Source organism: Rhodococcus sp. MTM3W5.2, assembly GCF_001984015.1.
Lineage (GTDB): Bacteria > Actinomycetota > Actinomycetes > Mycobacteriales > Mycobacteriaceae > Rhodococcus_G > Rhodococcus_G oryzae.
Genome location: NZ_CP019572.1, coordinates 3242449 through 3257969, shown reverse-complemented (window position 1 = coordinate 3257969; position 15521 = coordinate 3242449). Strand labels below are relative to the sequence as shown.

The window sequence follows — 15521 nt, the reverse complement described above, 5'->3', positions numbered from 1 at the left end:
GTGATCAGGCCGACAATGAGCTTGACAGCTCTTCCCATCCGGATTTCCCCCTCGAGACCCACCTGCGCGACCGCCGCGCCGCGTGGAGAGTACCGGACGGTCTGTTCTGCTCGTGGCCGAATGTGGGAAGCGATTCGGCCGGGCGACACACCGGCGGTCCCGGCCGCGCCTATTGGTCGAGAGTGTGGCTCTTGCCTGGTGTTTCGCGACCGAGGAGGCGGTCAACGACCTTGCGATACAACTCGGGGTCGGGCTGGGGCAGGCCGAGGAGTGCCGCGAGGTAGATGCCGTCGCCGACGAGTCGCACGATCTCGGCCTGGACCGGGTCGTCGAACTCCGCGCGCAGGCCCTCGTCCCAGGACCGCATCATGTCGATGACGGCCTGCTGGATCTCGCCCGGCTGGCCGTCCACCGAGCGCAACGCGGCGATCGTGGACTGGAAGAGGGCGAGCTCGTTGGTGGTGTTGGCGTCCACGGTCTGCAGGTACCACTCGGAGACCGAGGTGCCCGCCTCCGCGAGCTGCTGGTCGGAGCGCTCGCCGAGGCGGCGGACCATGCCCGCGAGCAGGGCGTCCTTGCTGCGGAAATGGTAGAGCAGCCCGCCCTTGGACACGCCCGCCTCCGCGGCCACGGCCTCGAGGGTGATCTGGGAGAGGCCGCGTTCGAGCAGTAGTCGCTCCAGCGCGTCGAGGATGCGGTCGCGGGTTCCTGTTGCCGCCTTGTCTGTCACGAGGATCACTGTACCGGCTGGACGGTTGGCTGCTAACCTGAGTGAGCGACTGTACCGGCTGGACGGTTCAGTCGGTTTCTTTAATCAACACTTTTGGGAGTAATCGTGACTGTCATCGCGGGCAAGGGCCCGACGCTCGACCCGACCGAGGTGCGGGCGAGCGCCCGTGACTGGCTCGGTCTGGTCGTTCTCGCGTTCTCCGTACTGCTGATCTCGGTGGACGCGACGGTCCTGGACCTGGCAATGCCGTCCATCAGCGCGGATCTCGCGCCGAGCAGCACGCAGCTGCTGTGGATCGTCGACGTCTACTCGTTCGTGCTCGCCGGGTTGCTCATCACGATGGGCACCCTCGGCGACAGGATCGGCAGGCGTCGGCTGCTGCTGATCGGCGCTGCCGGCTTCGGCATCGCGTCGATGATCGCCGCCTGGTCGGTGAGCCCGGAGATGCTGATCGCGGCCCGCGTGCTGCAGGGCATCTCGGGTGCCACGCTGATGCCGGCGACGCTGGGCCTGATCCGCACCATCTTCGTCAACCCGCGTCAGCGGACCACCGCGATCGGTGTGTGGGGCGCGATGGCCGGTGGTGGTGCCGCGGCAGGGCCGCTGGTCGGCGGCTGGCTGCTCGAGCACTTTTGGTGGGGCTCGGTGTTCCTGATCAATATCCCGGTGATGGCGGTGCTCATCATCGTCGGTCCGATGGTGATCGCGGAGGCGAAGGACCCCAACCCGGGCCGCTTCGACCTCGTGAGCGCCGGTCTGTCGATGCTGGCCATGATTCCGCTGGTGTACGCCGTCAAGGAGTCTGTCGTGCACGGCCCGACCATCGCCCTCGCGGCGATCGGTGCGGTGGGCGTGGCAGCCGGATGGGCCTTCATCCACCGGCAGCGCACCCTCCCGAACCCGATGCTCGACCTGAGCCTGTTCTCTCGTCCCGCGTTCTCGACCGCGGTGTTGACGAACCTGCTCTCGGTGTTCGCGCTGTCCGGCGTGCTGTTCTTCGGGTCGCAGTACCTGCAGTTGGTGCTGGGCAAGTCGCCACTGCAGGCGGGCCTGTTGATGTTGCCGGGCACGGCCATGAGCGTGATCTTCTCACTGGCGGCTGCCTGGTTGGTCCGTCGTTGGAAGCCGAGCGTGGTGCTCAGCATCGGCCTGGCGGTCTCGTCGATCGGTGCGGCGGTGATGCTGTGGCTGCACGCCGACGGCGGCGCGGGACTGTTCATCGTCGCGTTCATGCTGACCGGCTCGGGCGTCGGCGTCGCGCTGACACTGACCTCCGACCTGGTGGTCGGCTCGGTGGAGCCGGAGCGCGCGGGTGCGGCGTCGGCGGTGTCCGAGACGGCGTACGAGCTCGGTGTCGCACTGGGTGTCGCGGTCCTGGGCAGCGTGGTGCTGGCCATCTTCCGCAAGGGGCTCGATGTGTCGGCGCTCGGCGCGGACGACGCTCACTCCGCTCAGGAAACCCTCGGCGGCGCCGTGGGTGTCGCCAAGTCCGCCCCGGACATGGTCGGAGCTCAGCTGCTCGATTCCGCGCACCTGTCCTTCGTCAGCGGCATGCACGTGGCGGCGGCCGCCACCGCGATCATCCTTTTCGCCAACGCGGTGCTGGTGTACCGGATGATGCGCTCGCGCTAGTCGGTGCTTCCCGCGTCGAGGATCGCGAAGGAGTGTCCGGGGACGACGGTCGCCGACCCGGTGGCATCCTGGGTCGGCGGCTCCCACCACAACAGTGGGTGGCCGCCGACCGGGACCGTCACCGGGTCCGGACCGAGGTTGCAAGCAACCCGAATGCTGCCGCGGTGCAGCACGATCCACCGCTCGTCCTCGTCGTAGTCGACCACCAGGTGCTCGAGCCACGGATCGGTCAGGTCGGATCGTGCGGCTCGCACCGCGATCAGGGCGCGATAGCACTCGAGAAGGCGACGGTGCTCGGGCGCCGCGATCTCGTCCCAGTTCAGCTTCGACCGCAGGAAAGTCTGCGGGTCCTGCGGGTCTGGTATCGCGCCGACCTCCCAGCCGTGCTCGGCGAACTCGCGCCTGCGACCGGAGGCGGTGGCCTCGGCGAGTTCCGGTTCCGGGTGTGAGGTGAAGAACTGGAAGGGCGTACGCGCGCCCCATTCCTCGCCCATGAACAGCATCGGCGTGTACGGCGAGCCGAGCACCAGTGCCGCCCTGACAGCCAGCTGGCCTGGGTTCAGGTAGCGCCCCGGACGATCACCGGTCGCGCGGTTGCCCACCTGGTCGTGCGTACAGGTGTACGCGAGCAGTGAGCTGGCGGGTGTGAGCCGCACATCGAGCGGCCGGCCGTGGGTACGGCCCCGGAAACTGGAATAGGTCCCGCGTGGAAGAAGCCCTGACGCAGGGTGGTGGCGAGGCACTGGATCGAGCCGAAATCGCCGTAGTACCCCTGCCGTTCGCCGGACACCGCGGCGTGCACGGCATGGTGGATGTCGTCGTTCCACTGTGCGTCGAGGCCGTGACCGCCCGCTGACCGGGGCGCGATGAGGGCGGGATCGTTGAGATCGCTCTCGGCGATCAGGGTCAGTGGCCTGCGCAGATGCGTTGACAGCGTCTCGGTTTCGACGGACAGGTCTTCGAGCAGGTGGGTGGCGGTCAGATCGACCAGCGCGTGCACGGCGTCGAGGCGCAGTCCGTCGATGTGGAACTCGCGCAGCCAGCGCAGTGCGTTGTCGATGATGTAGCGGCGTACCTCGCCCGAGAACGGGCCCGCGATGTTGACCGCTGCGCCCCACGGGTTCTCGGTATCCGCGAGGTAGGGCCCGTACCGGTCGAGGTAGTTGCCGGACGGGCCGAGGTGGTTGTAGACGACATCGAGGATCACCCCGAGCCCGCGACCGTGGCATGCGTCGACAAACCGCTGCAGGCCGTCGGGCCCGCCGTAGGGCTCGTGCGTGGTGTACCAGAGGACGCCGTCGTAGCCCCAGTTGTGTTCGCCGTTGAACCCGTTCACCGGCATCAGTTCGACGAACCCGACGCCGAGGTCCACGAGGTGGTCGAGGTGGTCGATGGCGGCGTCGAAGGTGCCCTCGGGGTGAAGGTTCCGACGTGCAGTTCGTAGGCCACGCTGCCCGCAAGCCTGCGTCCGGTCCAGTCGCGATCAGTCCAGGCGTCCGGGTCCACCTCGTGCAGCTGTGAGGGCGCGTGCACGCCGTCGGGTTGGCGCGGCGAACGCGGGTCGGGGAGCACCGTGGGATCGTCGTCCAGGACGAAGCCGTAGCGGCTGTCCCGGTTCGCGGGGACAGCCGCGCGCCACCAGCCGTCTTCGTCCCGCGACATCGGATGCAGCTCCCCGTCGAGATGTAGCTGCACTTTCTGCGGGATCGGTGCCCAGACCTCGAAACGTTGCACGGAAGTCATTGCCCCAGCATGCCGGAAGCCAGCCGCCGGTGCGCGACGATCCTGGTGTTCATCACCGCGGCGGCGCGGGAAGCGGATTGACGGTATCGCTGTCCCAGGTCACCCGCTGGGTGTCGAGGACAGCCAGCGCCTCGAGATCCGGGTCGCCGACGATCGCGTCGATGCAGCCGTGGGTGCCGCCAACATAGGTGGTCATCAGATCGACGTCGGTGGCAACACACCAGGCCCGGTCCTCGGGCCACCAGAGGCTGGGACTCTCGTCGAAGACGGAAAAGCGTGCATCGGCAGCGGTGAGCGGTCCCGTGAAGACGATCATCGGCCGCCCCGGCATCGCCAACCGCTCGACATCGGCCGGAACGTCTACGGCGTTGAATCCCTCCCAGAGCGCGAACCAGCAGGACTCTGCCGCGGTGGTAAATGGCCTCAGCGCCTTGGCGAGCAGTCGCACCTCGGCGACCGGCAGGCGGCCCTTCCTCGGTTCGTCGTTCCACACGCCGGCCTGATCCTGGAGCCGCCACGAGCCGGTGATCGAACCCCACTCCATGGCAGGGTGGGGCGTGGTTCCATTCGCCTCCGCGACCGCGCGCCAGGTGACAGGTTCGCAGTCGTCGTACCTGGTTCCGCTGTGACGGGCCGCCGGGTGAAACACCCTTGCGTACGCCTCGAATCCGACCGGCACCAGCGAGCCGACGTCGTAGTCGAAATTGCGCACGCCCTCGGCCAGCCAGCTCCCGGCAGATGCATCTGCAGACAGGGTCAATCCGCGTGCGCGCCAGTTCCCGTCATCGCTCACTGCTCCAGAATGTCACCTGCGGCTGTTGTGCGCGGTCGAGTCGCGGGGTCAGAACGGTGGCGGGTCAGGTGGCGTCGCCGGTCGCGGTGGTGGGGTGTGGCCGCGGCGGCTGGAGATGTGCGGGTCGGGGTGGTGAGGGTGTGGCTGCCGTGTGCGCCGGTGGGGAGGGTGAGTGCGGTGGTGCCTGTGCTGGAGGTCCAGAGCAGGGCGTGGCCGGGTAGTGCGGTGACGGTCCAGAGGCCGAGGGTTTTGAGTTGGTGGTGGAACTGGCAGAGGCAGTGCAGGTTGCTGGTGATGGTCCAGCCGCCTGCGATGGGGTCGTGAGCGCGGTATTCGATGATGTGGTCGAGTTGACATCCGGTGGCGGGTCGGGTGCAGCCGGGGAATCGGCAGTGGCCGTCGCGGGCGTGGACGAGCGCGGTGGTGGCGGCGTCGGGGCGGTAAGTGAGGGCGCCGCCGGGTGGGGTGGTGAGGCCGCCGTGTCCGTCGGGATATTCCGGTCGGGCGAGGGAGGGGTCGGCTTCGATGGCGGCGAGGATCGCGTCGGTGATGGTGCCGATACTGGTCGCGGGCGGCGTGCCCGGAGGCATCGGCGGTGTCTCACCGCCCGGTGAGTTCGGGTGCTGATGCTCGTTCGGCGGGGATGTTGCGGTGCAGGGTCGCGGCACGGGGAGTGCCCCGAATTCGGGGACGTACCCGGCTTTTCGGCGACTGCCTCGGGCGAGATACGACCGCACGCAGAACCGCGGAGGTAGCGGTGGTGGCGGAGTAGCGAATTCGGGCGGGTCGGCCTCGGTCCGAGCTGACCTGTCTGCTGATTTCGACTCCGGCGCAATCTCATTGACCGCTCCGACCCTTCCCGTTGGGTAGTCGACCGGTTCCGCCGTCGGCTGATTGTCGGAGTCGTGGACACCCTCGCAGTCGGCGGCGCGGTGGTTGCCCTCGCCGTCGGTGTCGTCGCCCTCCGGGTGGGTGACCAGCCCCAGCTCCTCGGCCAGATTGAGTGCCTCGGTGAGCAGTGCCTGCCAGGTTCCGTCCGCGGCCAGTTTGCGCGCCAGCTCCGGGTCGATCAGTCCGTGCCCGTGCAGGTACGCGGGCTCAGACAGCAACCCGAGCAGCGTCGCAATATCGATGGTGATCTGCGTCAGCGGCGCCCGCCGAACCGGCAGCGCCGCCCGTCCAGCCTGGGTGCAGTCGGCGCGCCCGCAACTGCAGCGCAGGTACGGCTCGCCGTGCATGATCGCCATCACCGAATCCACCAGCCGGCACTGCTTGCCACGCTTGTCATGCGGGCACACCGTGGCCGCGAACTCCGCGACCAGCTGCATCACCTGCTCGGCCTCCTCCGGCGACACATTCACCTCGATGGTGGAGATGGTGCCGCGGGAACGCTTGACGATCCGGCGCCCCAACTCCTGCGCGGTTTCCCGTTGCGCGGCCGCCTCCTCCGCCGAAAACTCCGAGACGAGCCGGCCGATCTCACCGGCCAACGGGCCCGGCGTCAGCCGCCGTGCGGCCGCCACGATCCCCGGCTCCAACGCCGCCACCGTCTCCGGCTTCAGCCCCGTCGTCTCACGACTGATCGCCCGCACCCGCGGCAGATCCAGCTCACCGGACTCGAACGCCGTACGCGTCAGCGGCAGCCGCAACCGCAGGTCCATCCCCAGCGAGGCATAGGACTCGGCGACGGTCTTCGAGCAACCCATCCGCACCGCCAACTCCGCGACCGCGCCATTGCCGCAATCGACGATGTCACCCGAACCCAACCGCACATCGCGTTCGATCCACGACTCCCAGAACCGGCCCGCCGCCAACACCTTCCGCGCCGCGAACCGATTCTCCACCCCGCAGGACCAGGCCACCTCGTCGAGGGCAGCGACATCGGCCAGCAACGAGGCGACCTCCGCCTCGACACCGGACCCCACCTCGCCAATCCCGACCGCGCCACCGTTCTCGAACATACATTCGATTATACGTGAGGGGTCCGACACAAAACGGGACTTCGGCCTGTGATCGGTGTCGGTGGCCCGGAACAACTCGAGATCGGTACCGCCGGTGAGCTTCAGTCCCCGATGTACCCGGTCTCCGGATTGATCATGCTGAGAAAGCCCCGGATCGAAACGCGATGTTCGTCAACCGTGTGCGGAGGCACCACGGCGTCCGGGTCGCCGACTACGCGTGTGCGACCGCTGGAGAATCCGTAGCCCTCGTTCGGTCCCGAATCCCAGTCGTAGGCGCATCCGCCGTCTGGACGACGCCTTACGGTGAACGTCTCGCCGTCAACCGTCAGCGTGAACGGCCCGTCGTCTGCCGCTGGTCTGCTTCCGCCTGCGGGTTCGACATGATCCTTGGCGCTCATGATCAGACCTTGTCATACGAGCGCTTGAACCCTTGGTATCTCTTGGGCGCCGGGCGAATCGTGTGCGGTACCTCAGCGGATCCATCGCAAATGACGAACCGCCGGCCGGGATCACCCGGTCGGCGGTTCGTTGGAGTGGCTCGGGTCAGCGCGCGGCGTTGCCCAGGTCGATCGGCATGTTGATGCCGGTGATGTGGTGCGCCTCGTCGGAGCAGAGGAAGGCGACGACGTTCGCCACGTCCTCGGGCTGGCTGAATCCGTCGGGCAGCGAGGGGATGAAGGCGGGGGCGAGCGTCTCGGCGAAGCGCTCCATGAGCGGGAGCACGTCGGACATGACCATGCCGGTGGCGACGCCATAGGGGTGCACGCTGTTGACGCGGATCCTGTGCATGCCCAGCTCGTTGGCCATGGTGCGGGTCAGTCCGGCGATGCCGGCCTTGCTGGCGACGTAGTGGCCGAAGAACGGTGCGCCCTTGAGGCTCGAGACCGAGCTGGTGACGACGATGGAACCGCCCTCGCCCTGCTTGATCAGCTTCGGGATGGCGGCCTTGCAGGTGAAGAAGACGCCCGTCAGGTTGACGTCGATGGTCTCCTGCCACTGTTCCGGGGTGATCTCCCAGGACAGTGCGGCCGAGCAGATGCCGGCGTTGGCGACCACGTAGTCCAGGCGACCGAAGGCCTCGACGCCGGCGTCGAGTGCGGCCGTGACGGCGGCGAAGTCGCGGACGTCGGCCTTGGTGGCGACGATCTTGCGGCCCTGCTCCTCGACCAGGCGGACGGTCTCGGCGAGGTCCTCCTCGGTGGCGCCCGCGTAGGGCGTCGAGTCGAAGTCGATGCACGCGTCGAGCGCGATGATGTCGGCGCCGCCCTCCGCGAACTTGACCGCCTCGGCCCGACCTTGACCGCGCGCTGCGCCGGTGATGAATGCGACCTTGCCCTCGAACCGATTCGCCATTGCTGTGAGCCTCCCGCGTGCAGTGTGAACGTGTTACAGATCACGTTAGGCGAATTTCTGTCATCGTGTGCCGAATCATCCCGGTGGGTGGAATGAAGGCTGGTCAGCCGCGGGCGAGCATGGCGACCGGCAGCTGGTCGAACAGTTCTTCGGCCGAAACTGTGCCGGTGAACACGTGGCCGTTCAGCCGGTCGGTCCAGCTGCCGGACGGCAGTGCAACCGAGGTTCCGCGCCACCCCCTCTGGGACAGTGCGAGGCTGTGCCGGGTGGCCACCGCGATCACGTCCTCGCCGCGCCGGAACCCGACCAGGTGGTCGGCCGCCGCGCCGTCGGCGGTGACCGGCGAGTAGGCGCCACCGACGAAACTCGACGGGCGTTCGCGCCGCAGCCGCAGCGCCGCCCGGGTCACCGTCAGTTTCGCGACCGCATCGACGGCCGACACCGGACGCAGGTCGGCAGCCAGCAGTCGCCGCACGCGGAAGTCGACCGGCCGCCTGTTGTCCGGGTCGACCAGCGAGTCCTCCCATAATTCGGTGCCCTGGTACACGTCCGGGATGCCCGGCCCGGCCAACTGCAGCAGCTTCTGCCCGAGGGAGTCGATCCGGCCGTGGGGCGCGAGGGTTCGGACCAGATCCGACATCGACGCCGCAACCGGACCGGCGATCACGTCGTCGATCCACGCGTGCACCCGCGACTCGAAGGTCGCGTCCACGCGCTCCCAGGACGTCCGGACACCGGATTCCCGCACGGCCTTCGTCGCGTACGCGTGCAGCCGCTCGCGCACCGTGTCGTCCGGGCCACCGACGACCGGCCACACCCCGAACATCGTCTGCCACAGGAACAGCCCGGTGGCGGGGTCCGGGCTCGGGGTGAGGTCCTCCCATGCGCGCACCGAGCGGGTCCACGGTCCCGCCGCCTGCGACAGCACGCCGATCCGGGCCCGCACGTCCTCGCCCCGCTTGGTGTCGTGGGTGGACAGAGTCGTCATCGCGGCAGGCCAGTCCCGCGCTCGCCGGGCCTGCGCGAGGTGGAACTGAGCGACCGACACACCGAACTTGCCCGGGTCGCCGCCCACCTCCTGCAGGGAGATCAACCGTGCGGTCCGGTAGAACTGGCGGTCCTCGACGGCCTTGGCCATCGCGGCGCCACACACCTGCTGCAGCCGCGCCGCCGCCGCGCCGTCCGCGCGAACCGCCTCGGACAGCGCCGACAAGGCCCCGGCGAGCTCCGGATGCTCTGCGGACACAACCCCGATCGCCTCGCTGAGCGCACCGGACGTCGGGCCGTAGTCGGTGCGGTAGTAGGGGACCAGCGCGAGGGTCTCCACCGCGGCGGAGGCCAGGGTCTCCGGATCGACGTCGGTGCCGGAGTCGAGCCGGACCGCGCCGACCATGCGGCGGACCTCCGGGGCCAGCGCGCCGCGCAGCACCTCGCGCTTGAGTTCGCGCTCGGACCGCCGCAGCGATTCGGCGTCGCCGCGGTCACCGGTGCGCTGCAGGTGCAGGTCGGTCAGCTCCCGTTCGCCCGACTGGTCGAGGAACACCCCGGTCAGCTCGCAAAGTGCGTCGTAGCCGGTGGTGCCGTCCACCGGGAGCGCAGGGTCGAGGGGTTCGCCGGGGGCCAGGATCTTCTCGATCACCAGCCACCGGGCCGCTCCGAGCAGCTCCCGCAGGCGGCGCAGGTAGCCGGGCGGGTCCGTGAGCCCGTCGGGGTGATCGATCCGTACCCCGTCGACGAGGCCGTCCGACACCCAGGTCCGGAGCTCGCGGTGGCTGTCCTCGAACACCGCCTGGTCCTCCTGGCGCAACGCGGCCAGCTCGTTGACGGTGAAGAACCGCCGGTAGCCGACGCGGCCGCTACGCCAGTCGACCAGCTCGTAGGCCTGCCGCGAGTGCACTGCCGCCGCGTCGGCGCCGTCGGTTCCCGGCGCGATCGGGAAGCGGTGGTCGTGGTAGGCGAGCATGGGCTCCGGACCGGTGCGGTCGACCGTGAGTGGTTCGTCGTCGCCGAGCACCGGAATCGCGAATCGTCCCTGGGCCCAGTCGATGTCGAAGAACGACGCGTAATCGGACTCGGCGCCGTGCATCAGCACGTCCCACCACCAGCGGTTCTGCCTCGGGTCGGCCACCCCGACGTGGTTGGGCACCAGGTCCACGATCAGCCCCATACCTCGGCCGCGAAGCTCGGACGCCAACGCCACCAGGGATTCCCGGCCACCGAGCGCGGGTGACACCGAAGTCGGGTCGGTCACGTCGTAGCCGTGGGTCGACCCCGCGGCAGCGGTCAGGACGGGGGACAGGTACAGGTGGGAGACGCCGAGATCGTCGAGGTAGTCCGCCAACCGCCTGGCGTCGTCGAGGGTGAACGCGTCCCCGCGTAGCTGCAGCCGGTACGTCCCGGTGATCGCAGGCACGGTCACGGAACCGAACGCAGCACGACAACCGATCGCGGCGCCACCTTCACCGTTCCGCCGCCGCCGACAACTGCGTCCACGAGCCCGGTGCCGGTGGCTGTGTCGAGCGCGACCGCCCAGTGTGCGCCGCCGCCGTCGTCGGGGACGGTGAACTCGAGGGCCTCGTCATGGGCGTTGAAACACAACAGGAACGAATCGTCGACCACGCGCCTTCCTCGCTGATCGGGCTCCTGGATGCCCTCGCCGTCGAGGTACACCGCCAGCGACCGGCCGAAGCCGCTACCCCAATCCTCCGCGGTCATCTCCTCGCCCGCCGGTGTCAGCCAGGCGATGTCGCGGATCTGCTCGCCGGACCGGATCGGGCCGCCCTCGAGGAACCGTCTGCGGCGGAACACCGGATGTGCGGCCCGCAGTGCGATCACGTTGCGGGTGAACTCGACCAGGTCCGCGTTCGACTCGGCCAGTGACCAGTCCATCCAGGCGAGCGGTGAATCCTGGCAGTACACATTGTTGTTGCCGTGCTGGGTCCGGCCCATCTCGTCGCCGTGCGCGAGCATCGGGGTGCCCTGGCTGAGCATCAGGGTGGCCAGCAGGTTGCGCTGCTGGCGGGCCCGCAGCGAGAGGATCTCGGGGTCGTCCGTCGGGCCCTCCACCCCGCAGTTCCAGGATCGGTTGTGGCTCTCGCCGTCCTTGTTGTCCTCGCCGTTCGCCTGGTTGTGCCTCTCGTTGTAGGACACCAGGTCCGCGAGGGTGAAGCCGTCGTGCGCGGTGACGAAGTTGATGCTGGCACTCGGCCTGCGCCCGGTGGCCTCGTACAGGTCCGACGAGCCGGTCAGGCGGGAGGCGAACTCGCCGAGGGTCGACGGTTCACCGCGCCAGTAGTCGCGGACGGTGTCGCGGTACTTGCCGTTCCACTCGGTCCACAGTCCCGGGAAGTTGCCCACCTGGTAGCCGCCCTCGCCGACGTCCCACGGCTCGGCGATCAGCTTGACCTGGCTGACGATCGGGTCCTGTTGCACCAGATCGAAGAATGCGGACAGTCGGTCCACGTCGTGCAGTTCGCGGGCGAGGGTGGACGCCAGGTCGAAGCGGAATCCGTCCACGTGCATCTCGGTCACCCAGTACCGCAACGAATCCATGATCAGCTGCAGGGTGTGCGGGTGCCGGGCATTGAGGCTGTTTCCGGTGCCCGTGTAGTCCATGTAGTGCGCGAGGTCGCCCTCGACGAGGCGGTAGTACGCGGCGTTGTCGATGCCGCGGAAGTTGATCGTCGGGCCCAGGTGGTTGCCCTCGGCGGTGTGGTTGTAGACCACGTCGAGGATCACCTCGATGCCCGCTTCGTGGTATGCCCGCACCATCGCCTTGAACTCGGTGACCGCGCCGCCCGCCTTGGTGGATGCGGCGTAGTCGGCGTGCGGGGCCAGGAATCCGAAGGTGTTGTAGCCCCAGTAGTTACGCAGTCCGAGGTCGATCAGTGTCTGGTCGTGCATGAACTGGTGCACGGGCATCAACTCGATCGCGGTGACCCCGAGGCCGCGCAGGTGGTCGATGATCGCGGGGTGCGCGAGGCCGGCGTAGGTGCCCCGAAGCTCCTCCGGCACAGCGGGATGGGTGGCCGTCATCCCCTTGACGTGCGCCTCGTAGATCAGCGTGTCGTGATAGGGCCGGCGGGGCGCACGATCGGACGCCCAGTCGAAGAACGGGTTGATCACCACGGTGGTCATGGTGTGTCCCAGCGAGTCCGAGCCGAACGTGTGGACCGCGGGATCGGCATCGAACGCGCCGTCGAACGCCTTGCCGTACGGGTCCAGCAGCAACTTGCTCGGGTCGCAGCGCTGACCGGCGTCGGGGTCGTGCGGGCCGTGTACACGAAAGCCGTAGCGCTGTCCGGGTGCGATCGCGGGCAGATACGCGTGCCAGACGAAGCCGTCGACCTCCTCGAGCGGTACCCGGGTCTCGGTGCCGTCCTTGGCGATCAGGCAGAGCTCGACCGCGTCGGCCACCTCGGAGAACAGCGAGAAGTTTGTCCCCGCGCCGTCGTAGGTCGCGCCGAGCGGATAGGCGCTGCCCGGCCACACCGCGATGGCCGGGCTCTCCGTGTGTGCCATGACTCGACCCTAGCCCGCGCCGGGCGAGCCCTCCTGTCGACGTCGCGGTACCGCGGGACAGGGTCACCCTCGATCGATATGTGCGATTCGCACAATTAATCCGTGTCTGTTTGGACATTCATCCCATACGACGTCGGGGGATTGTGCGATCTGCACACAATGTCCTCATGGGGTCGATCGACAGTCCGGGGTCCGCAGCTCGGTGGATGCAGGAGTACGTGAGCTCGAGGTTCAGTCGCGCCGATTTCGAGGGGTTCATCGACCGGCTCGACTCGTCGATCTGCGCGGACGTCCCCGAGCTGGCGGCGGACGCGGAGCTGCAGCGCGACCTCAAGGTCGCGATCCGGAGCCAGTTCCGGATGTTCCTCGGCACTGAGATCCCAGTCGACGGCGCCCGCGCGACGCTGACCGTCTCGGGTGAGTGCCACGCGCTCGCCAGGACCATCGCCCGCCGCGGCCTCGAACTCCGGGTGCTGTCCCAGTTCGACCATGCCTGCCATCGCGCCGTGCTCGGGTTCGCCACCGAGTTCGTCGCCCAGCAGGATCTCCCGCCCGACTTCGCGGTGGCGCTGATGACGATGATGTGGGAGCAGACCAGTGAGTTGATGAACACCATGCTCGAGGAGCTCAACACGACGTATACCCGAGAGCGGGAGAGCCTGCTGCGAGGTGCGTTCTCGCAGCGGATCGGCACGGTCCGGGAGATCCTGGACGGCACAACCGTCGACGTCCCTCAGGCATCCGCCCGTATGGCGTACCCGCTGCACCGGTCGCATTCCGCCCTGATCGTGTGGGCGGAGGACGCCGCGCCGGGATTCGACCCCGTCGCCGATCTGGAGCCGATCGTTCTCCGGCTTTCCAGGGCGGCGTCCGCCACCGACCTGCTCTGCGTACCGTCCGGCGCAAGGGGACTGTGGGCCTGGATGGTCGACGGGGATCGGCTCGGTACCGATCCGCAGCACGCCGCGCTGGTCCCGGCGGGAGTCCGGATCGCGGTCGGTGGCGAGGGCGCCGGGATCGACGGATTCCGGAGCAGTCACCGCGAGGCGCGCGCCGCCCGGTCGATCGCCGAGAACGGCAGGCAACGCCGCACGCTCACCCGTTACCGCGACGTCGAGGTCGTCTCCCTGGTATCGCAGGATCCCGCTGCCCGCTCCGCGCTCGTCGAACGTGAGCTGCGGGGCATGCTGGGGGACGACGCCGCCTCCGAGCGCCTGCGCGACACCGTCCGCGCCGTCCTTGCGTGCTGGGGAAACCACGAGGCCGCCGCGCGACGCCTGGGTGTGCACAAGAACACCGTTCGATACCGGATCCAGCGGGTCGAAGAGGTCCTCGGCCGGGACCTCGCGACGAACCGTCTCCCGCTGGAGCTGGCGTTGGAGTGCTTCGACACCTTCGGCCGGTGATCCGGATCCCGGTGTGCGAGTCGCACAAATCACGGTGATGAGCTTGGCGAAATCTGCCAAGCACGAGCCCTTTTCGCCGTGTGACGCTCGTCATGACACTCACCCCAGGACGAGGAGATCGCAGTGCGCACACCCAACATCCCGGACGGTTTCGACCTCACCGATCCCGCCGTGTACGCAGACCGGCTGCCCGCCGAGGAGTTCGCGGACCTCCGCAGGACCGCGCCGGTCTGGTGGAGCCCCCAGTCGCCGGACAAGGGCGGCTTCGGCGACGGCGGGTACTGGGCCGTCACCAAGCACGCCGATGTCAAGGAGGTCTCGCGCAATGGTGCCGTCTACTCCACCTGGCAGAACTCCGCGATCCCCAGGTTCGCCGATGACACCCCGCGCGAGACAATCGACCTGCTGCGGAACCTGTTGCTCAACAAGGATGCGCCCGAGCACACCAAGCTCAGGAAGCTGATCTCCCGGGCGTTCACCCCGCGCTCGATCGCGGACCTGCGGCCGGCGTTGCAGGCGCGCGCGGAAGCGATCGTGAAGCAGGCCGCGGCAGGCGGCACGGGCGACTTCGTGACGCAGGTGGCCGCCGAACTCCCACTGCAGGCGATCGCCGAGCTGATCGGCGTCCCGCAGGATGATCGCGGGAAGATCTTCGACTGGTCGAATCAGATGATGGGCTACGACGATCCGGAGTTCGCGGCTGAGTCGGTCACCGCCTCGACGGAGCTGTTGGGGTATTCGTACCTGATGGCGGAGCAGCGCAAGCAGTGTCCGGCAGGCGATCTGCTGACGACCCTCGTCGAGGCGAATGTGGACGGCGAGGCGCTCACCTCGGAGGAGTTCGGCTTCTTCGTGCTGATCCTGGCCGTCGCGGGCAACGAGACGACGCGCAACGCGATCACGCACGGGATCATGGCGTTCCTCGACCATCCGGACCAGTGGGAGTTGTACAAGCGGGAGCGCCCGGCGACCGCCGTCGACGAGATCATCCGTTGGGCGACACCGGTGATCGGCTTCCAGCGAACCGCCCTCACTGACACCGTGCTCGGTGGCCAGGAGATCGCGGAGGGCGACCGGGTGGTGATGTTCTACGCATCGGCGAATTTCGATGAGGACGTCTTCGACAACCCGATGGACTTCGACATCACCAGGGCCGACAATCCGCACCTGAGCTTCGGCGGCACCGGCGCCCACTACTGCGTCGGCGCGAATCTCGCCCGCATGGAGGTGGGCCTCATGTTCGACGCGATCGCGGACCACATGCCGGACCTGAGCAGGATCGGCGATCCGCGGCGTTTGCGGTCCGGGTGGATCAACGGGATCAAGGAGCTCCAGGTCGACTACCGGGGTGGCTGCCCGGTCCGACACGGGTAGCTCGCGGC

10 protein-coding genes and 1 pseudogene are annotated in these 15521 nt (G+C 68.4%); 3 read left to right on the top strand and 8 right to left on the bottom strand.

Annotated features, from left to right (window positions below):
- Window positions 1–169: 169 nt before the first annotated feature.
- A complete protein-coding gene (locus BTZ20_RS14825) occupies window positions 170–730 on the bottom strand; it encodes a TetR/AcrR family transcriptional regulator (RefSeq protein ID WP_077043727.1) in 561 nt (186 codons plus the stop codon).
- Between the two features lie 105 nt (window positions 731–835).
- Between BTZ20_RS14825 and BTZ20_RS14820 the strand changes: the two genes are divergently transcribed.
- The gene (locus tag BTZ20_RS14820) at window positions 836–2362 is read left to right on the top strand and encodes an MFS transporter (protein ID WP_077041905.1); all 1527 of its coding nucleotides are present in this window, start codon (window positions 836–838) and stop codon (window positions 2360–2362) included.
- On the opposite strand, the pseudogene treZ reads toward BTZ20_RS14820, so the two are convergent.
- The 7 genes and pseudogenes from treZ to glgX all read right to left on the bottom strand — a co-directional run bounded on the left by treZ (window position 2359) and on the right by glgX (window position 12733).
- Window positions 2359–4096 (bottom strand): annotated as a pseudogene (gene treZ, locus BTZ20_RS14815) (malto-oligosyltrehalose trehalohydrolase). The gene BTZ20_RS14820 and the pseudogene treZ overlap by 4 nt on opposite strands.
- Window positions 4097–4157: 61 nt before the next feature.
- Window positions 4158–4898 carry a hypothetical protein gene (locus BTZ20_RS14810; protein ID WP_077041904.1) on the bottom strand — a complete coding sequence of 247 codons (741 nt, stop codon included), beginning with the start codon at window positions 4896–4898 and terminating at the stop codon, window positions 4158–4160.
- Window positions 4895–6859 (bottom strand): HNH endonuclease signature motif containing protein, encoded by a 1965-nt coding sequence (locus tag BTZ20_RS14805; RefSeq protein WP_077041903.1) that lies wholly within the window; start codon window positions 6857–6859, stop codon window positions 4895–4897. The genes BTZ20_RS14810 and BTZ20_RS14805 overlap by 4 nt, the downstream gene beginning before the upstream one ends.
- Window positions 6860–6960: 101 nt before the next feature.
- Entirely contained in the window at window positions 6961–7257 is a 297-nt protein-coding gene (locus tag BTZ20_RS14800) for a hypothetical protein (protein ID WP_077041902.1), read from the bottom strand.
- 145 nt (window positions 7258–7402) lie between these two features.
- Window positions 7403–8212 carry a mycofactocin-coupled SDR family oxidoreductase gene (locus BTZ20_RS14795; protein WP_077041901.1) on the bottom strand — a complete coding sequence of 270 codons (810 nt, stop codon included), beginning with the start codon at window positions 8210–8212 and terminating at the stop codon, window positions 7403–7405.
- A gap of 103 nt (window positions 8213–8315) precedes the next feature.
- Window positions 8316–10625, bottom strand: coding sequence for a malto-oligosyltrehalose synthase (treY, locus tag BTZ20_RS14790; protein ID WP_145982477.1), 2310 nt, complete (start codon window positions 10623–10625; stop codon window positions 8316–8318).
- A gap of 2 nt (window positions 10626–10627) precedes the next feature.
- Window positions 10628–12733 (bottom strand): glycogen debranching protein GlgX, encoded by a 2106-nt coding sequence (gene glgX, locus BTZ20_RS14785; protein WP_077041899.1) that lies wholly within the window; start codon window positions 12731–12733, stop codon window positions 10628–10630.
- 167 nt (window positions 12734–12900) lie between these two features.
- Here glgX and BTZ20_RS14780 point away from each other — a divergent pair, with 167 nt between their 5' ends.
- Together BTZ20_RS14780 and BTZ20_RS14775 are read left to right on the top strand one after the other, a co-directional pair.
- A complete protein-coding gene (locus BTZ20_RS14780; RefSeq protein WP_223263347.1) occupies window positions 12901–14139 on the top strand; it encodes a PucR family transcriptional regulator in 1239 nt (412 codons plus the stop codon).
- Between the two features lie 123 nt (window positions 14140–14262).
- A complete protein-coding gene (locus BTZ20_RS14775) occupies window positions 14263–15513 on the top strand; it encodes a cytochrome P450 (RefSeq protein WP_077041898.1) in 1251 nt (416 codons plus the stop codon).
- The last annotated feature ends 8 nt before the right edge of the window (window positions 15514–15521 follow it).